General features: G+C 60.3%; 18 protein-coding genes. 6 read left to right on the forward strand and 12 right to left on the reverse strand.

Going from position 1 to position 15,961, the window contains the following annotated elements; all coding sequences use genetic code 11:
* Positions 1 to 183 precede the first annotated feature (183 nt).
* The 3 genes from V5E99_RS20145 to V5E99_RS20155 form a co-directional block, all read right to left on the reverse strand.
* Complete coding sequence (locus tag V5E99_RS20145) at positions 184 to 423, reverse strand: DUF2789 domain-containing protein (RefSeq protein ID WP_033057641.1); 240 nt, start codon at positions 421 to 423, stop codon at positions 184 to 186.
* Between the two features lie 129 nt (positions 424 to 552).
* Complete coding sequence (locus V5E99_RS20150; RefSeq protein WP_499804007.1) at positions 553 to 849, reverse strand: hypothetical protein; 297 nt, start codon at positions 847 to 849, stop codon at positions 553 to 555.
* A 90-nt stretch (positions 850 to 939) separates the two neighbouring features.
* Positions 940 to 1,188 (reverse strand): hypothetical protein, encoded by a 249-nt coding sequence (locus tag V5E99_RS20155; protein ID WP_499804008.1) that lies wholly within the window; start codon positions 1,186 to 1,188, stop codon positions 940 to 942.
* A gap of 409 nt (positions 1,189 to 1,597) precedes the next feature.
* Between V5E99_RS20155 and V5E99_RS20160 the strand changes: the two genes are divergently transcribed.
* The 3 genes from V5E99_RS20160 (at position 1,598) to V5E99_RS20170 (ending at position 3,417) form a co-directional block, all read left to right on the forward strand.
* Entirely contained in the window at positions 1,598 to 2,068 is a 471-nt protein-coding gene (locus V5E99_RS20160; RefSeq protein ID WP_054052821.1) for a hypothetical protein, read from the forward strand.
* Positions 2,068 to 2,271, forward strand: coding sequence for a hypothetical protein (locus V5E99_RS20165; protein ID WP_499804009.1), 204 nt, complete (start codon positions 2,068 to 2,070; stop codon positions 2,269 to 2,271). Before V5E99_RS20160 ends, V5E99_RS20165 begins: the two co-directional genes overlap by 1 nt.
* A gap of 129 nt (positions 2,272 to 2,400) precedes the next feature.
* Positions 2,401 to 3,417: an ABC transporter substrate-binding protein gene (locus tag V5E99_RS20170; RefSeq protein ID WP_499804010.1), complete on the forward strand. Its 1,017-nt coding sequence runs from the start codon at positions 2,401 to 2,403 to the stop codon at positions 3,415 to 3,417.
* A 110-nt stretch (positions 3,418 to 3,527) separates the two neighbouring features.
* On the opposite strand, the gene V5E99_RS20175 is transcribed toward V5E99_RS20170, so the two are convergent.
* Together V5E99_RS20175 and V5E99_RS20180 are read right to left on the reverse strand one after the other, a co-directional pair.
* On the reverse strand, positions 3,528 to 5,660 hold the full coding sequence (locus V5E99_RS20175) for a TonB-dependent receptor (RefSeq protein ID WP_499804011.1): 2,133 nt from the start codon (positions 5,658 to 5,660) through the stop codon (positions 3,528 to 3,530).
* 89 nt (positions 5,661 to 5,749) lie between these two features.
* On the reverse strand, positions 5,750 to 6,136 hold the full coding sequence (locus tag V5E99_RS20180) for a DUF2946 domain-containing protein (RefSeq protein WP_499804012.1): 387 nt from the start codon (positions 6,134 to 6,136) through the stop codon (positions 5,750 to 5,752).
* A 95-nt stretch (positions 6,137 to 6,231) separates the two neighbouring features.
* Here V5E99_RS20180 and V5E99_RS20185 point away from each other — a divergent pair, with 95 nt between their 5' ends.
* Positions 6,232 to 6,669, forward strand: coding sequence for a DUF3995 domain-containing protein (locus tag V5E99_RS20185; RefSeq protein ID WP_499804013.1), 438 nt, complete (start codon positions 6,232 to 6,234; stop codon positions 6,667 to 6,669).
* Between the two features lie 101 nt (positions 6,670 to 6,770).
* Here the strand turns inward: V5E99_RS20185 and V5E99_RS20190 are convergent, their stop codons facing one another.
* The 7 genes from V5E99_RS20190 to V5E99_RS20220 form a co-directional block, all read right to left on the reverse strand.
* Positions 6,771 to 7,133 (reverse strand): Na+/H+ antiporter subunit G, encoded by a 363-nt coding sequence (locus V5E99_RS20190; RefSeq protein ID WP_499804014.1) that lies wholly within the window; start codon positions 7,131 to 7,133, stop codon positions 6,771 to 6,773.
* Entirely contained in the window at positions 7,130 to 7,408 is a 279-nt protein-coding gene (locus V5E99_RS20195) for a K+/H+ antiporter subunit F (RefSeq protein WP_499804015.1), read from the reverse strand. The genes V5E99_RS20190 and V5E99_RS20195 overlap by 4 nt, the downstream gene beginning before the upstream one ends.
* Positions 7,405 to 7,893, reverse strand: a complete 489-nt coding sequence (locus tag V5E99_RS20200; RefSeq protein ID WP_499804016.1) for a Na+/H+ antiporter subunit E — start codon at positions 7,891 to 7,893, stop codon at positions 7,405 to 7,407. The genes V5E99_RS20195 and V5E99_RS20200 overlap by 4 nt, the downstream gene beginning before the upstream one ends.
* Entirely contained in the window at positions 7,890 to 9,575 is a 1,686-nt protein-coding gene (locus tag V5E99_RS20205; RefSeq protein WP_499804017.1) for a monovalent cation/H+ antiporter subunit D, read from the reverse strand. The genes V5E99_RS20200 and V5E99_RS20205 overlap by 4 nt, the downstream gene beginning before the upstream one ends.
* Positions 9,572 to 9,916 carry a Na+/H+ antiporter subunit C gene (locus V5E99_RS20210; RefSeq protein ID WP_007944721.1) on the reverse strand — a complete coding sequence of 115 codons (345 nt, stop codon included), beginning with the start codon at positions 9,914 to 9,916 and terminating at the stop codon, positions 9,572 to 9,574. Before V5E99_RS20210 ends, V5E99_RS20205 begins: the two co-directional genes overlap by 4 nt.
* The gene (locus V5E99_RS20215; RefSeq protein ID WP_499804018.1) at positions 9,916 to 12,834 is read right to left on the reverse strand and encodes a monovalent cation/H+ antiporter subunit A; all 2,919 of its coding nucleotides are present in this window, start codon (positions 12,832 to 12,834) and stop codon (positions 9,916 to 9,918) included. The genes V5E99_RS20210 and V5E99_RS20215 overlap by 1 nt, the downstream gene beginning before the upstream one ends.
* 181 nt (positions 12,835 to 13,015) lie before the next feature.
* Complete coding sequence (locus V5E99_RS20220; protein WP_499804071.1) at positions 13,016 to 13,954, reverse strand: DMT family transporter; 939 nt, start codon at positions 13,952 to 13,954, stop codon at positions 13,016 to 13,018.
* An 84-nt stretch (positions 13,955 to 14,038) separates the two neighbouring features.
* Between V5E99_RS20220 and V5E99_RS20225 the strand changes: the two genes are divergently transcribed.
* Both V5E99_RS20225 and V5E99_RS20230 read left to right on the forward strand, forming a co-directional pair.
* A complete protein-coding gene (locus tag V5E99_RS20225; RefSeq protein WP_499804019.1) occupies positions 14,039 to 14,602 on the forward strand; it encodes a helix-turn-helix domain-containing protein in 564 nt (187 codons plus the stop codon).
* Between the two features lie 157 nt (positions 14,603 to 14,759).
* The gene (locus V5E99_RS20230; RefSeq protein WP_499804020.1) at positions 14,760 to 15,953 is read left to right on the forward strand and encodes an SfnB family sulfur acquisition oxidoreductase; all 1,194 of its coding nucleotides are present in this window, start codon (positions 14,760 to 14,762) and stop codon (positions 15,951 to 15,953) included.
* The last annotated feature ends 8 nt before the right edge of the window (positions 15,954 to 15,961 follow it).

Raw genomic sequence — 15,961 nt, forward strand, 5'->3', positions numbered from 1 at the left:
TTGTGGATTTGTGGATTTGTGGATTTGTGGCGAGGGAGCTTGCCCCCGTTCGGCTGCGCAGCAGTCGTCAATCCAGGCCGCGCGGTCTTTCTGAACGGATGCAGGGGCCGCTTCGCGACCCAACCGGGGCAAGCAAGCACTTGGCCATAGGAAAACACTTGGCCGAAGATTTTCGTGGGCGGGCTAGTGAATCTGGTGCATGCGCAGGTTCAGGTCATCGACCACCCGCGCCCAGTCGGCGTCTTCACGCAGTTGTTCTTTCAGGAAACCGGCTTGTTGCGGGGTCCAGAACTCGGCGTCGATTAGCTTTTTATCGTCGGCCAGCGGCGAATGGCTGGCGATGAAATCGTCGATGGCCTTCTCGCTGGAGTCCAGGCCGAGCTGATCAAACAAACCTTTCAAGTCGTGTGTAGGTGAATCCATGTTCATCTCCTTGCGGGTCGCGTCGAGTGCGAGATCTGAGGGCGGCTTCACTGCATCTGAGGGGGCCGCGCTTCAGGAGTTCGATGGCGATGTTCGAAAGCAGGAGAGAGCATAGACGGCAAACCTGACTCAGGCTTTCAATGCGCCCTCATCGACGGCAACCTTCAGAGCCTGGGCGGCTTCCTGGGCGGCAACTGCGGCAACGTCCGAGGTCTTGAACCAGCGGTCCTTCTCGACCTGGTGATAGGTCACGGTGGTCAAGGGTGGTTTGGCACGCATCACAATGACAGCCTGGAATTCGCCTTCGACCTCTCTGGCTTCGCCCCGGATAAAAAATTCGCCGATATCAAATTCCGTCACGTAGCAGCCTTCCCTTGGAAATAGTCTGTTGTAGTGAAAGCCGTCCGCCGAAGGGACGGGTTTCATGGGGCGCGCAGTATGGCAGTAGTTGCCGGCCGACGGCTGAGATAAGTCATCGGCGTGACGAAACGTCATTAAGGTATGTATTGGGAAAACTCAGTTGTGCACCTCCAGAGAACGGGCGAGGGCGCAGGCTTCGTTATGCTGAGCGCGGAAACCTCTTACACGACCGGTGGAAGTTTCCTTGATATGGAAAAATGCCTTGCCGGCGGGCACCACCTGAAAACGTGGCAGGGCAAGGTCCTGAAGGGACCGCACATGGGCTTGAAACCCCACTGGATGCGGGGTTGCAGCGTGGTGAGTGTGATCCGTCGAGTGATGCGCAAAGTGGGTCATCGTGCACATAAGAAGTCCTTTTCTAGGTTTAACCGACGTGTGTGCGTCGTTTTGAGTAGTCTCTGTGAGCATGGCTGCTCTAGAATCGCCGTCACCGGTTGGCGATTGGCATTCATCTAAAGCAATTTTTTACTTGCGATATGTCGGAAAAGTGCTTTTTTTAAAGAGTTTTTTCCCTAAAGTCGGTAATCCGTTTTTTCTGGCTGCCAGAAAGGTCTTTTCCTTCAACATCTGGCGAACGTCAGGCAGGACGGCGCGAGTGACAATCCAGTACTCTCACTGACCTCGCGAGAAATGAGCCCTGTGCTCAATTCAGGATTTCAACCCGGCCCATTCGGCAACACATTCGCCATGGCCGCTTTTTCTGCTGTGCGTTTTTCCTGCGTGCGGCATCATTTTCAGATGTGGGGATGTTTCCTTGGCAGTAAGTAATCTCGATATGCATGCGCTGTTTGTTCTGGGTGATTTGCGCGCAAAGTTGGTCAAGCAGTTTCAGTCCCGTTTTGTTTATGTCACCGAACAGAACGCCGAAGGCATTTACATTGCCGAAATCGATACCGAAGAAGCGCTGGTGGTGGACGACAAGCCAGGCCTCAAGCTCAAGGTCGGCGATCATTTCAGCGCTTCGGTATTGCCCAGTCGTGAAGGCGGCAAGCTGGACATCAAGTTCCGCGAAATCAAACTGACCGTTTACGGGTTGGGCGATTACGCCTTTGTGACCACCGCTGACGGTCACGGGATTGTGTTCAAGGAAGGTCACAGTGTGGTGATGGTGTTTGCCGCCCACCAGCAATTGCAGGAAGGCCTGACCAAAACCCTGAAAGCCGTTACCGCCAAGGCCGCCAAGTGGCGCAAAGGCGAACTGGTGACCTTCAAGGCCAGCGAGTAATGCCCCTGACCCGCGCCGATTTCCACGAGCAGAACCTTGCCAGTGCACAAGCCGAAGCCCAGCGCCTGTTCGCACAAAAGGCCGTTCTGCAAGGCGGTTGGCTGACCTGGGTGGCGTCACAGCTTTACACCTTGCGGCCGGCGGAGTACGCCAGCATGGTGCGAAGGGAGCTGGCGAGCTTGCAGCAACCTTCTGAAAAATAATCCGGCGCCTCGTCTCACCGTAAAAAGCAGGAACCTCTACTACAGTCAGTGGACTGAGTATTCAGAGGCTTGCAGTCTTGTCTGCCAGGCCATCCTGCTATTGCTGTGAACAGCACGAGGTGCAAAAGCATGAAAGGACTTCGACGGTTGCTGGCCGCCACCCTGGCCACGTTTGGGTTGTTGATGGCGCCGGTCCCGGTATTCGCTGCCCAGGCCCCGATCCACTTCGCCGACCTCAATTGGGAAAGCGGCAGTCTGATCACCGATATCCTGCGGATCATCGTCGAGAAGGGCTATGGCCTGCCGACCGATACGCTGCCGGGAACCACCATCACCCTGGAGACCGCCCTGGCCAACAATGACATTCAGGTCATTGGCGAGGAGTGGGCCGGACGCAGCCCGGTGTGGGTCAAGGCTGAGGCCGAAGGCAAGGTCGCGAGCCTTGGCGATACGGTCAAGGGCGCCACCGAAGGCTGGTGGGTGCCGGAATACGTGATCAAGGGCGACCCGGCCAAAGGCATCAAGCCTTTGGCGCCGGACTTGCGCAGTGTCAGCGACCTGCCGCGCTACAAGGATGTGTTCAGCGATCCGGAAACCCCGGGCAAGGGCCGCTTTCTCAATAGCCCGATTGGCTGGACCTCGGAAGTGGTCAACAAGCAGAAGTTGACGGCCTATGGGTTGAACGACAGTTTTGTGAATTTCCGCAGTGGCTCGGGGGCTGCGCTGGACGCGGAAATCACCTCGTCGATCCGTCGTGGCAAACCGGTGCTGTTTTATTACTGGTCGCCGACGCCGTTGCTTGGGCGCTTCAAGCTGATTCAGCTGGAAGAACCGCCGTTTGATGCCGAGGCGTGGAAAACCCTGACCGACGCCGACAACCCGAATCCGAAACCGACCCGGTCGCTGGCATCGAAGCTGTCGATTGGCGTGTCCACGCCATTCCAGACGCAATATCCGGAGATTGCCGCATTCTTCAATAAGGTCGATTTACCGATCGGGCCGTTGAACAAGGCCCTGGCCGAGATGAGCGAGAAACACACCGCACCGCGTCAGGCGGCCGAAGCGTTCATGAAGGCGCATCCGGAGGTGTGGCAGGCGTGGGTGTCGAAGGATGTGGCGGATAAAGTCAGCGCCGAATTGAAATAAAAAATACCCCCCGTAGGAGCTGCCGAAGGCTGCGATCTTTTGATCTTGATCTTAAAAAGCAAGATCAAAAGATCGCAGCCTTCGGCAGCCCCTACGGGGGACGGTGTCGATTAGAACCTTGTTTGTACTGCCAATTCAAAGGTTCGCGGCGTGCCGAGGTAATACGCCGGCGACACATGGGCAAACTCGGCATACACCTCGTTGGTCAGGTTGCGGACCCGGCCGGTGACGGTGGTGTGCTGATCAACCTTGTAACTGACGAACGATCCGTACAGCGTGTAAGACGGTACGGTCATGGTGTTGGCGCTGTCGGCAAACACCGAGGCCACGTATCGCGCATCGACGCCCCCCTGCCATTGCGGGGCGAAGTCATAGGTCAACCACAGGTTGCCGACCCGGTCCGGCACGTTAGTCGGTGTGTTGCCCTTGCGCGACACCACCACGCCTGCGGCGTTTTTCTCGGTGAACTCGTCGTACTGCGCATCGACCCAGGCGAAGTTGCCTTCAGCCAACAGCTTGTCGGTAATCCTGAAGGAACTGGCCAACTCGATACCGTTGGAGGTTTGCTGACCCACCGGGATACTTTGGGTTGGGTCCAGCGGGTCGGTCACCGCGAAATCCTTGCGCTCGATGGTGTACGCCGCCACGGTTGCCGAACCACGACCGTCCAGATAATCGAACTTGCTGCCGACCTCCCACTGCTTGCCGGTGGATACGTCGAAATCCTGCGTGCCGCTGGGCTGTTCGGCGGCGGTGCTGTATTGCACGTAGACGTTGGCTGTAGGAATGAACTGGTAAGTCAGGCCGACCCGGCCAGTGACCGGTTCCCAACTGCGCTTGAGGTGTTTTGGATTGCTGGCGGTTACGGCCCGGTGATTGGTCACGTCCAGGTCGATGTCGTCGTAACGCAAACCGGTCAGCAGCGCCAGTTTGTCGGTCAATGCCAGGCGGTTCTCGGCGAACAGGGCTTTAGTGGTGACCTCGTTGGTCTTGTCGCTGATCAGTTTCGGATTGGTGCCCGGTATGTCATAGAAGTGCCCCGGCTCAAAGTTGTCCGGATCAACCGTGCTGGCGCCTTTGATGTTCAGCGGCGAATTGGTGGTCTGGTTGACCTTGTACTCGAAACCGCCGGACCACGTAGTGTCGAGGCCCAGCAGCGTATCGTCGTGGCGCAACTCGAACTGGTTGCCGTTCTGCTCTCCCTGGTGTCGCACTTGATACGCCGTGGAGCGGTTCACCGCGCTGTTGTCGGCGTTGTACTGATAAGTTTCCAGGTTGCGGTAATCGCGCTGGCTGTCGAGGTGGTACAGGGTGTTGCGTAGCGTCGTGCTGTCGTTGATCCGGTAATCGATGATCGAGCGAACCCAGATCGTGCGCTGCTCGTAGCGCCCGTCCTCGACGTTGTAGTTGTTGAAGCGGTTGTGTTTGTCAATCTTCAACTCGCCGGCCTTGGGATTGAGCACTGGCGTGCCCCAGTAAGGGCTGTCCTCGTGTTCATCCTGATATTCCAGGGCCAGCGTGTGGGACAGGTTCGGCGTCAGGTCGCTCAGCAGCGAGAACGCCACGCTCCAGGCATCGCGTTCCTGACGGTCGATATAGCCGTTGCTGGTGTTGTGGCTGACGTCGAGTCGCGCGTAGTGCTGAACGTCCGCCCCGGCTTCGCTCAGGGCGTGGTTGAGGCCGAATGCGGTCTCGGTGGTGTCGTAGCTGCCGTAGCTGACCCGGCCTTCGATGGCTTGCTCTTCGCGAGTCGCCAGTTTGCTCACGTAGTTCAGTGAGCCGCCCACGGAACCGGCGCCATTGATCAGCGACGAAGGGCCGCCGATCAGCTCCACCCGATCATAAATCCACGCGTCCACGGGGCGGGCCAGGCCGCCTGATACGTTGATGCCGTTAAACATCTGGGTGATCTGGCTGTTGGTGAAGCCGCGATAGGAAACAAAACCGCCGAAACCGGGTGGCGCACTGGCATTCACACCGGGCAGGCTGTTGGCGGCGTCCTGGAAATTCTGCGCGCCGTGGCGTTCGATGTCGTTGCGGTTGGCGATGGCCACCGACGCCGGGGTCTCACGCACGCTCAAGCCCAGGCGTGAGGCCATGCCGCTGGATTGGTCGAGGCTCAAGCCGGGCTCGGCGTTGGTTTCGCCCTCAATGGTGATCGGCGCCAGATCGACGGTGGATTGCGCCCAGGCGTTAACGGACAGGCAGCCGAACAGGCTCGCCAATAAAGGAATGTGTTTCATCGATTGAATCCTGAATGCTTGTCTAGGAAACAGCGCACAGGCGAACGCCACGCGTTAGCGAAGTGAGCTGATCAGTTAGGCGAGGTCATTCAGGCGACAGGCGGGGCGCGAGGGTTGGCCGATGGCCAGGTGTGGCGGGCTGGGAGGTCAAGGCTGGCAACCACGGCCAGCGGCGGGCTGTGTTGTTGCGGGAGAACCGCCAGGGTCAGGCTGGAGTTGAACGCCGGGCCCATGCCACCGGTGGAGCACAGCGGGCAGCCGAATGCCTTGGACAGGGTCGGCAGCTTCTCCTCGGACGTGTGCGACGAGGCGGGCGCCTGGGTTGCCGGGTCGACGGTGCAGAACTGTCCGCCGAGGCCGTTGAGCTGCATTCCGACCATTTGCCCGTGACCGATGCTGCAGGCGAACACGTTGAACAGGACGCAGCAATAAAGCATCCAGGCCATCAATGTGCGATCAGTTCGGGCGAATTTCATGGGGCCGCACTTTACCACCACACATGACGAATACCCTTACAAAAAACTCAAATGAAGTTCATCCTGCTGCGACATTTCACGCTGGATGTCTGAATATGAGCCTAATGGTCGCGCAATGGATTGCTGCAATCTTCCTGTTGATCAGCCTGATTCACTTGTATTGGGCGGCGGGAGGCACACTTGGGAGTGAAGCTGCAGTGCCGAGAATCCCCGGAGAGGGAGGGGCAGAGTCAAGGCCGGCGTTCAAGCCATCGGGCTTTGCCACGTTGCTGGTGGCGGTGGGGTTACTGCTGATTGCAATGCTGGTTTGCCTGCGGGTCGGGCTTTATTTGCCGACGGTGCAGCACTGGTCGCTGCAATGGGTGATCAGCGCAATTGCGATGCTGATGTTCGCCCGGGCGATTGGCGATTCGAACCTGGTGGGGTTCTTCAAGCAGGTCAAGGATTCGAAGTTTGCCCGACTCGACACCTGGGCTTATTCGCCGTTGTGTGTGGTGTTGGGGGCCGGATTGTTGGCGGTTGCCTGGATTTGAGTCGCGAGTAGAGCAAGAGCAAAAGATCGCAGCCTTCGGCAGCTCCTACATAGTGATGTGTACACCCGTAGGCGCTGCCGAAGGCTGCGATCTTTTTGCGTCTAGCTACCGGTGTCGGTCCGCCGACTACTCACTTCTGCCGGCACATCATCCCCGGCCATCCGCTTGCGAAACAACGCCGCCCGCGCCAGCAACAGCGTGGTCACCGGCACCGTAATCGCCAGCAAAATCGGAATCAGCCACGCATGCAGTACCGGCGCGGATTTGAGCGCCGAAAAGTAGATGATCGACGCCAACGCCACACACCACGCGCCCAGCGTCGAAGCCAGGGCGGGCGGGTGCATGCGCTGGAAGTAATCCTTCATCCGCAGCAACCCGATCGCGCCAATCAGCGCAAACAGACTGCTGAGCACCAGGAGGATCGCCACCGGAATCTCGACCCACAACGACAGTTCACCATTCATTCGATCACCTCGCCACGCAGCAGGAATTTGGCCAGGGCAAACGAGCCGACGAAGCCGAACAGGGCGATCAGCAGCGCCGCCTCGAAGTAGGTGTCACTGGCATAACGAATACCCAGCGCAAGCATCATCAGCATGGCGATGATGTACAGGTAATCCAGCGCCAGAACCCGGTCTTGGGCCGATGGCCCCTTGAACAGGCGGATAAGCGTCAGGATCATCGCCAGGGAAAAGACAAACAGGCTCAGCAGGATCGCGTTCGACAGCAAGGCGCTCATTCGAAAATCTCCATCAAGGGACGCTCGTAGGTCGTCTTGAAGTGCTCGATGAACGACGTTTCATCATCCAGATCGAACACATGCAGCAACAGAATGCTGCGGTCCAGGGCCAATTCCGACCAGACCGTGCCGGGCACCACGGTGCAGATCATCGACAACGCCGCCAGACCGTTGGCGTCGCGCAAGTCCAGCGGCACCTTGATGAACATCGAGCGTGGTGGACGGCGACCGGCATTGAGCACGCCCCAGGCCACCGTGAGGTTGGACACCACCACATCGCGACCGACCAGTAAAAACAAGCGCAGAATCACCCCAGGTCGCCGAATCCGAATCGGCAGTGGTCGCAGCTTGCGCATCATCAACGGTGCGCAGAACCCCAGCACCGCGCCCAGCAACAGATTGCCCGGGCTCATCGACAGGTTCAGCACCAGCCATAACAGCCAGAGCGCCAGGGACAACCACGGCGCGGGAAACAGGCGCTTCATGGCTGCCCCTCCAGCATGGCGGCTTTGCCTTCGGGGCTCGGAACGGCCCGGGTGCCGAGCACGGCCATCACGTACTGCTCGGGATTATTCAACGCAGTCGCGGCAGCCTGGGTGTAGCGCAGCAGCGGTTCTGCCTTGAACGTGAGCAAAATGCTGAGCCCCAACAGCGCGATGATCGGCACACATTCAAAACGTCGCAGCAGCGGCGATGGCCGTTCTTCAGGGGTCCAGAAACGCTGGATGCCCATCCGCGAGAAGGCAATCAACGAAGCCAGCCCCGACAGGACCAGCAGCGCCAGCAAGCCCCACGCCGCGTTCGAGACGGGGACGTCGCCGCTATTACCCATGCCCAGCGGGTTGAGCAGCGCGCTCAGCAAACCGAGCTTGCCGATGAATCCGGACAGTGGTGGCATGCCGATAATCAGCAGCGCGCAGGCAATGAAACTTAAACCGAGGAAGGCCATGGTCCAGGGAATGACTTGACCGACCACGGCTTTCTGATCGTCGTCGAGGTTGATGCCTTTGGTTGGCTGCAGGGATGGCGGCGGTCGGGCAATGAGATCGGCGTCGTCGAACAGCGGCATTTCATTGACCGATCGCGAGCGTTCGATCAACTCGGCCAGCAAAAACAGTGCGCTCAAGGCCAGCGTCGAGCTGACCAGGTAGAACAGCGCCGCGCCAATCAGGTTCGGTTGGGCGAAACCGATGGCCGATAGAAGAATCCCCGCCGACACCAGAATGCTCAGGCTGGCCATGCGCTCCAGGCGTTGCGCAGAGAGAATCGCCACGGCAGCGCAGACGATGGTCGCCATGCCGCCATAGATCAGCCAGTTGCCGCCGAAGTAAGCGGAAGCCCCGGCCTGGCCGGAGAACAGCAGCGTCCAGAGCCGCAGCAGGGTGTAGATGCCGACCTTGGTCATGATCGCGAACATCGCGGCCACTGGCGCACTGGCCGCAGAGTAGGCCGGCACCAGCCAGAAGTTCAGCGGCCACATCCCGGCCTTCGCCAGAAATGCCACCGCCAGAATCGCCGCGCCGGCATGCAACAAGCCGCGATCGGCCTCCGGCACCAACGGGATCTTCAGTGCCAGGTCGGCCATGTTCAGTGTGCCGGTGACGCCATAGATCAGCGCGGCGCCAATCAGGAACAGCGACGAGGCGAGCAGGTTGATCGAGATGTAATGCAGCCCCGACGATACCCGCGCCCGACCCGAGCCGTGCAGCATCAAGCCGTAGGACGCGGCCAGCAGCACTTCGAAGAACACGAACAGGTTGAACAGGTCCGCCGTCAGGAACGCGCCGTACAGACCCATCAGCTGAATCTGGAACAACGCGTGGAAACTCGAGCCAGCGCCATCCCATCGGGCCATGGCGAACAGCAAGGCACTGACGCCGATGATCCCGGTCAGCACCAGCATCATGGCTGAAAGGCGATCCACCACCAGCACAATGCCGAACGGCAACTGCCAGTTACCCGGCAGGTAAACGCCAATGGAGCCGGGCACGCCCGTGGTTTGTGTCCATTGCAGCAATGCCACGGAAATGCCCAGGCCCATGAGGCTGGAGAACAGATTGATCTTGGCCTTCAGCGGGCGATGTTTTTCGCCGAGCATCAGCATGATGGCGGCGGTCAGCAGCGGCAGCAGAATCGGTGCGGCAATCAGGTGCGTCATCACATTCATTCTTTAGGCTCCCGGCCATCCACGTGGTCGGTCCCGGTCAGGCCCCGGGAGGCTAGCAACACGACCAGGAACAGCGCGGTCATGGCGAAGCTGATGACAATGGCGGTCAACACCAGAGCTTGCGGCAGCGGGTCGGTGTAATGCAGCAAGTCCTGCGGCACACCGTCCTTGATGATCGGCTCCCGGCCAATAAACAGGCTGCCCATGCTGAAGATGAACAGGTTGACGCCATAGGACAGCAGGCATAGGCCCATGACCACCTGGAAGGTCCGTGGCCGCAGGATCAGCCAGACGCCGGACGCAGCCAGGACGCCGATGGCGATTGCGATGACTTCTTCCATCAGACGGCTCCTTTGGCGGTAACGGACTTAGGTTGCGAAGCGGTTTTGTGGCCCCGAACCGATTGGTGAGCCAGGGCGGTGAGGATCAACAGCGTCGAACCGACCACCACGGCGTACACGCCGACGTCAAAGAACAGCGCACTGGCAATGTGAATGTCGCCCAGCACCGGCAATTCGAAATGCCAGGTGTGGGTGGTCAGGAACGGATACCCGGCCGCCATTGCGCCCAGCCCGGTGACCGTGGCGAACAGCAGTCCGGTGCCCATCCAGCGCAGCGGCCGCAGGCTCATTTGCGCCTCGACCCACTGGGTGCCGGCGACCATGTATTGCAGGATGAATGCCACCGACATCACCAGCCCGGCGACAAACCCGCCGCCCGGTTGGTTGTGGCCGCGCATGAACAGGTAGAACGAAATCACCATGGCAATCGGCAGCAACAGGCGCACCAGCACCGCCGGCACCATCATAAAACCGAGGGCGGTGTCGCTGGCCTGGCGCGGGTTGACCAGGTCGGTGACCACGTCGGGCGCGAGCAAACGCTGCTGGGCCGGCAATTGCAGGCTTTCTTTCGGTGGGCGGAAACGTCGCAGCAGGGCGAATACGGTCAGCGCCACGGCCACCAGCACGGTGATTTCACCGAGGGTATCGAAGCCACGGAAATCCACCAGCATCACGTTGACCACGTTGCTGCCGCCACCTTCGGGCAGGGCGCGACTGAGGTAGAACGAGGAAATGTCGTTCGGCGTCTGCCGTGTCAGCATCGCGTAGGCCAGCAACGCCATGCCGCCACCGACGACGGTCGACAGCAGCAAGTCGCGGATACGGCGGATGCGCGCCTTGCGCAGGCTGCTCGGCAATGGCGAGACCTCTTCGATCCGTCGAGGCAGCCAGCGCAGGCCCAACAGAATCAGCACGGTGGTCACCACTTCGACCACCAGTTGCGTCAGCGCCAGGTCCGGCGCCGAGAACCAGACAAAGGTGACACAGGTCATCAGCCCGCAAACGCTGACCATGGTCAGGGCCGCGAGACGGTGATACTTGGCTTGCCAAGCGGCGCCGAGGGCACAGGCAATCGCCAGCAGCCAGAGGATCACGAACACGATCGAGCCCGGAATCTTCGGCCGGTCGCCCCAGCTCAGGCTGCTGTGCAGCATCGGAATCAACCCGGCCAGCACGGCGGCGAGCACCATCAGGAACAATTGAGTTTGCAGGCGCTTGGTGCTGATCCGCCGCTCCAGGCGACGGGCCAGGCGCATCATGATCACCAGGCTGCGTTCGAACAGGCGCTTGCCATTGAACAACCCGATGATCGGTGGGTACTTGAAGCGCCCGCGTTTGAGCTGATTGCGCAGCAACAGGTACAGCACGATGCCGCCGTACATGGCGATCAGGCTCATGATCATCGGCGCGTTCCAGCCGTGCCAGATGGCGAGGCTGTATTCAGGCAGGGTGCCGCCGACCACGGGCAAGGCCGCCGCCGCGAGCAAAGGGCCGACCACTTGCGCGGGAAAGATCCCGACGATCAGGCAGGTGAACACCAGCAGCTCCACCGGTGCGCGCATCCAGCGTGGCGGTTCGTGCGGGGTGTGCGGCAGATCGGTGGCGGTGGGGCCGAAAAAGACGTCGACGGTGAAGCGCAGGGAGTAGGCGACGCTGAACGTGCCGGCGATGGTGGCGATGATCGGCAGGCTCATCTCGACCCAGGCCGTGGCATTGATGAACACGGTTTCGGCGAAGAACATTTCTTTCGAGAGGAAGCCGTTTAGCAGCGGCACGCCAGCCATCGACGCGCTGGCGACCATCGCCAGGGTGGCGGTAAACGGTATGAGTTTGATCAGACCGCTGAGCTTGCGAATGTCCCGGGTGCCACTCTCGTGGTCGATGATCCCGGCGGCCATGAACAGCGAGGCCTTGAACGTGGCGTGGTTGAGGATGTGGAACACCGCGGCCACGGCGGCCAGCGGACTGTTCAGGCCCAGGAGCAGGGTGATCAGGCCCAGGTGGCTGATGGTCGAATAGGCAAGCAAACCCTTGAGGTCGTTCTGGAACATCGCGCAGTACGCGCCGAGCAACAGGGTGCAGGCACCGGCGCCGCCGACGATGTAGAACCATTCTTCACTGCCGGACAGCGATGGCCAGAGCCGCGCGAGCAGAAACACCCCGGCCTTGACCATGGTCGCGGAGTGCAGATAAGCCGAAACCGGGGTCGGCGCCGCCATTGCGTGGGGCAGCCAGAAGTGGAAGGGGAATTGCGCGCTTTTGCTCAAGGCGCCGATCAGGATCAGCGGGAGCAGGATAGGGTAGAGGGCATGTGCGCGAATCAGATCGCCGGCGGCCAGGACCTTGTCCAGGTCATAGCTGCCGACCACATGGCCAAGCAGCATGACCCCCGCCAGCAAACACAAGCCCCCGGCGCCGGTGACCATCAGTGCCATATAGGCACCGCGCCTGGCATCGGCGCGGTGGTGCCAATAGCCGATCAACAGGAACGAGAAGAGGCTGGTCAGTTCCCAGAAAAATACGATCTGGATCAGGTTGCCGGAAATCACCAGCCCGAGCATGGCGCCCATGAATGCCAGGAAAAACGCGAAGAATCGCGGCACCGGATCGTCCGGCGACATGTAGTAGCGCGCATACAGCGAGACCAGCGTGCCGATGCCCAGCACCAGCAGCGAGAACAGCCAGGCAAACCCGTCCATGCGCAGGACAAAGTTCAGGCCCAGGCTCGGCAGCCAGAAGAACTCTTCGCGGATAACGCCGCCATGGGCGATTTGCGGGTACAGGAGGGCGACCTGAATGGTGCCAATCAAGGCAACCAGGCCAGCCAGAAGCGATTCGGTGTTACGCGCGTTGTGCGGCAGCAAGGCCGCGACACAGCTGCCAATAAAAGGCAGAAGCAGTAGAACTATCAGGGACATAGGCTTCTAATCTGCGGAAGTTTGTGAAGCATCATACGTGCCAGCTCCCGGATCGCCAAACGCCAACCTGTGGCAGGATCATACAAGGTAGGCGGGAAAAGCCGATTTTTCATTGTTCAAAGAACAAAGATCGCAGCCTCGTAGGAGCTGCCGAAGGCTGCGATCTTTTGATCTTGCTGTTTTAACGCTCGCCCTCGCGCTCCAATGCATCGTCGACCGCAACGGCACCCTTACCCTTGGTCTTCAACTCACTGACAATCACCGCCGCCACAATCAACCCCGCGCCGAGCAAGGCGATCGCCGGCAAGCGCTCCCCGGCGATACGCCCGACAATCCCGGCCCACACCGGCTCCCCGGCATAAATCAACGTTGCCCGGGTCGGTGAGACGCTTTGCTGCGCCCAGTTCATCGCGACCTGAATCGCCGCACTCGCGGCGCCCAGGCCCAGCGCGCTGCACAACAGTAACCAGGAAAAATCCGGAATGCGCTCTTGCGTCGGCACCACCATCAAGAATGCCAGCACCGACGTGGTCGCCAGTTGCACCACGGTCACCCGGCGCACATCGACTTGCCCGGCGTAGGTGCTGATCAGAATGATCTCTGCGGCAATCGCCACCGCGCTGATCAGCGTTGCAATCTCACCGGGGCTGAAGTTGAAAGAAGCCCCGGAAGGCCCCGACAACAGCATCAACCCGGTAAACGCCAGCATGATCCCGATACTCGGCATCAGCCCCGGCCGTCGTCCCAGCACCAGCCATTGCAGCAGCGGCACAAACGGCACGTATAACGCGGTGATAAACGCCGACTGGCTACTGGGAATGGTCTGCAAACCCACGGTCTGCAAGCCATACCCGAGCATGATCGCCACGCCGATGAAGGCCCCGGCCTTGAGTTCGAACAGGGTCAGTTCCCGCAGTTGGCGCCAGGAGAACAGCGCGACGATGATCGCCGCCGCCGCAAAGCGCAGGCCGACGAAAAACATCGGCCCGCTGACGGTCATGGCGTGCTGGACCAATAAAAAGGTCCCGCCCCACACCATGGTAATCAGCACCAGCACGCACTCGGCCTTGCTGAATCGCGAGAAACGGGAAGAAGCCTGGGGGGAGTTCACCGACGTCATGACCTTGCGCGCTACATAAGGCGGACGCACAATGCGCCCGAAGTTGCGCAGTATACTGCCCAACCCCATCAAGTGAGCAATATAGTGCACAAAGATTCCACCCCGCGGGCTTCGGTCCTCCAGCACGTCAGCCTGAACGTTCGACGCCTGCGCCACGCCGCCGACATGAGCCAGACCGCCCTGGCCGAAAAGTCCGGTGTCAGCCGCCGCATGCTGGTGGCCATCGAGGCCGGCGAGAAAAACGTCAGCCTGACCACCCTTGACCGCGTGGCCGAAGCGTTGAGCGTTGCCTTCAGCGACCTGATCCAGGCCCCGGACGCCCGCGATCCGAGCAGAATTAACGAAGTCGCCTGGGCGGGGACGATTCCTGGCAGCAAAGCGGTTTTACTCTCCAAAGCCACTGCCACTCGTGAAGTGGAGCAATGGGAATGGTGCCTGCAACCGGGCGAGATTTACCCCTCGCAACCGGACGCCGAGGGTTGGAGCGAACAGATCTACGTCTTCGAGGGTTGCCTGACCCTGATGCTCGGCGACACCCCCCATGCAATCGCCGCCGGTGAGTTCTATATGTTTGCCAGCAACCAGCCCCACGCCTATCGCAATGATGGGAATGTGGCAGCGCGGTTTGTGCGTAATGTGGTGATCTGACTGTTTACAGGCCAACAGCGGATAAACACTTTGCTGTTTTGAAGCTGTAGGTGTTTCTCTGAAAGCTATGTAACTACCTGAAAATAAAGGTTTTTAGATTTAGGCATGACTCCTGCAAAAGGTTTTGGGTATTCACCCGGAACCACGGAGTCGGCTCATGACAACTTCACCCCGCACTGCCCATATCATCCGCTCGGATGCCGAGGCCATCGCTGTCGCGCACAAACTCGCCGCTCGCTTCGCCATCGAGGCCAGTGTCCGAGATCGCGAGCGACGCTTGCCAGTGGCCGAGCTCGACGAATTCTCCGCCAGCGGCTTGTGGGGCATCACCGTTCCCAAGGCCTACGGGGGCGCCGGCGTTTCCTATGTGACCGTCGCCGAAGTGATCAAGATCATTTCCGCCGCCGACTCGTCCCTCGGCCAGATCCCGCAAAACCACCTCGGCGTGCTCGACATCCTGTTGCAAACCGCCACCGAGGAGCAGAAGCACTATTACTTCGGCAAAGTCCTGCAGGGCTATCGTTTCGGCAACGCCTTCTCCGAATCCAAAAGTAAAAACGCCGGTGCCTTCGAAACCCGTATTCGCTTCGACAAAGACACCGCACAAATCGACGGCGAGAAGTTCTACTGCACCGGCGCCTTGTTTGCGCACATCGTGCCGGCGGTGGCGGTCAACGAACAGAATCAGGCATTCATTGCCTTCATCGAACGGGACAATCCCGGCCTGACGGTGATCGACAGTTGGGACGGTTTCGGCCAGCGCACCACGGCCAGCGGCGGTGTGACCCTCAACGCGGTGGCCGTGCCGTTGAGCGCGGTGATCCCCGCGCATAAAGCCTTCGACGAGCCCACCGCCGATGGCCCGATCTCACAAATCATCCAGGCTGCCGTGGACACCGGTATCGCCGTCGGCGCCCTGGAAGAAACCAAACGCTACGCCCGCGAAGCCCGGCCATGGATCGACAGCGGCCAGGATCACGGCTGGCAGGACCCCTTCAGCATCGCCGCCATCGGCGACCTCGAATGGCGGGTCCACGGCACCGAAGCGATTCTGAAGAAGGCCGGTCAAGCCATCGACGCTGCGTTGCTCAACGCCAACGAAGACATGGTGGCCCACGCTTCGGTGGTGGTGGCCCAGGCCAAAGTCCTGTCCGCCGACATCGCCTTGCTCGCCAGCAGCAAACTCTTCGAACTGGCCGGCACCCGCTCGGTGCTCGGCAAGTACAACCTCGACCGCCATTGGCGCAACGCCCGGACCCACACCCTGCACGACCCGGCGCGCTGGAAATACCACCTGATCGGCAACTACCTGCTCAACGGCGTGAAGCCTGCGCGCCACGCCTGGAACTGAGGAGCCCA

The organism is Janthinobacterium sp. LPB2021202312-11-4, from assembly GCF_037049705.1.
Taxonomy (GTDB): domain Bacteria; phylum Pseudomonadota; class Gammaproteobacteria; order Pseudomonadales; family Pseudomonadaceae; genus Aquipseudomonas.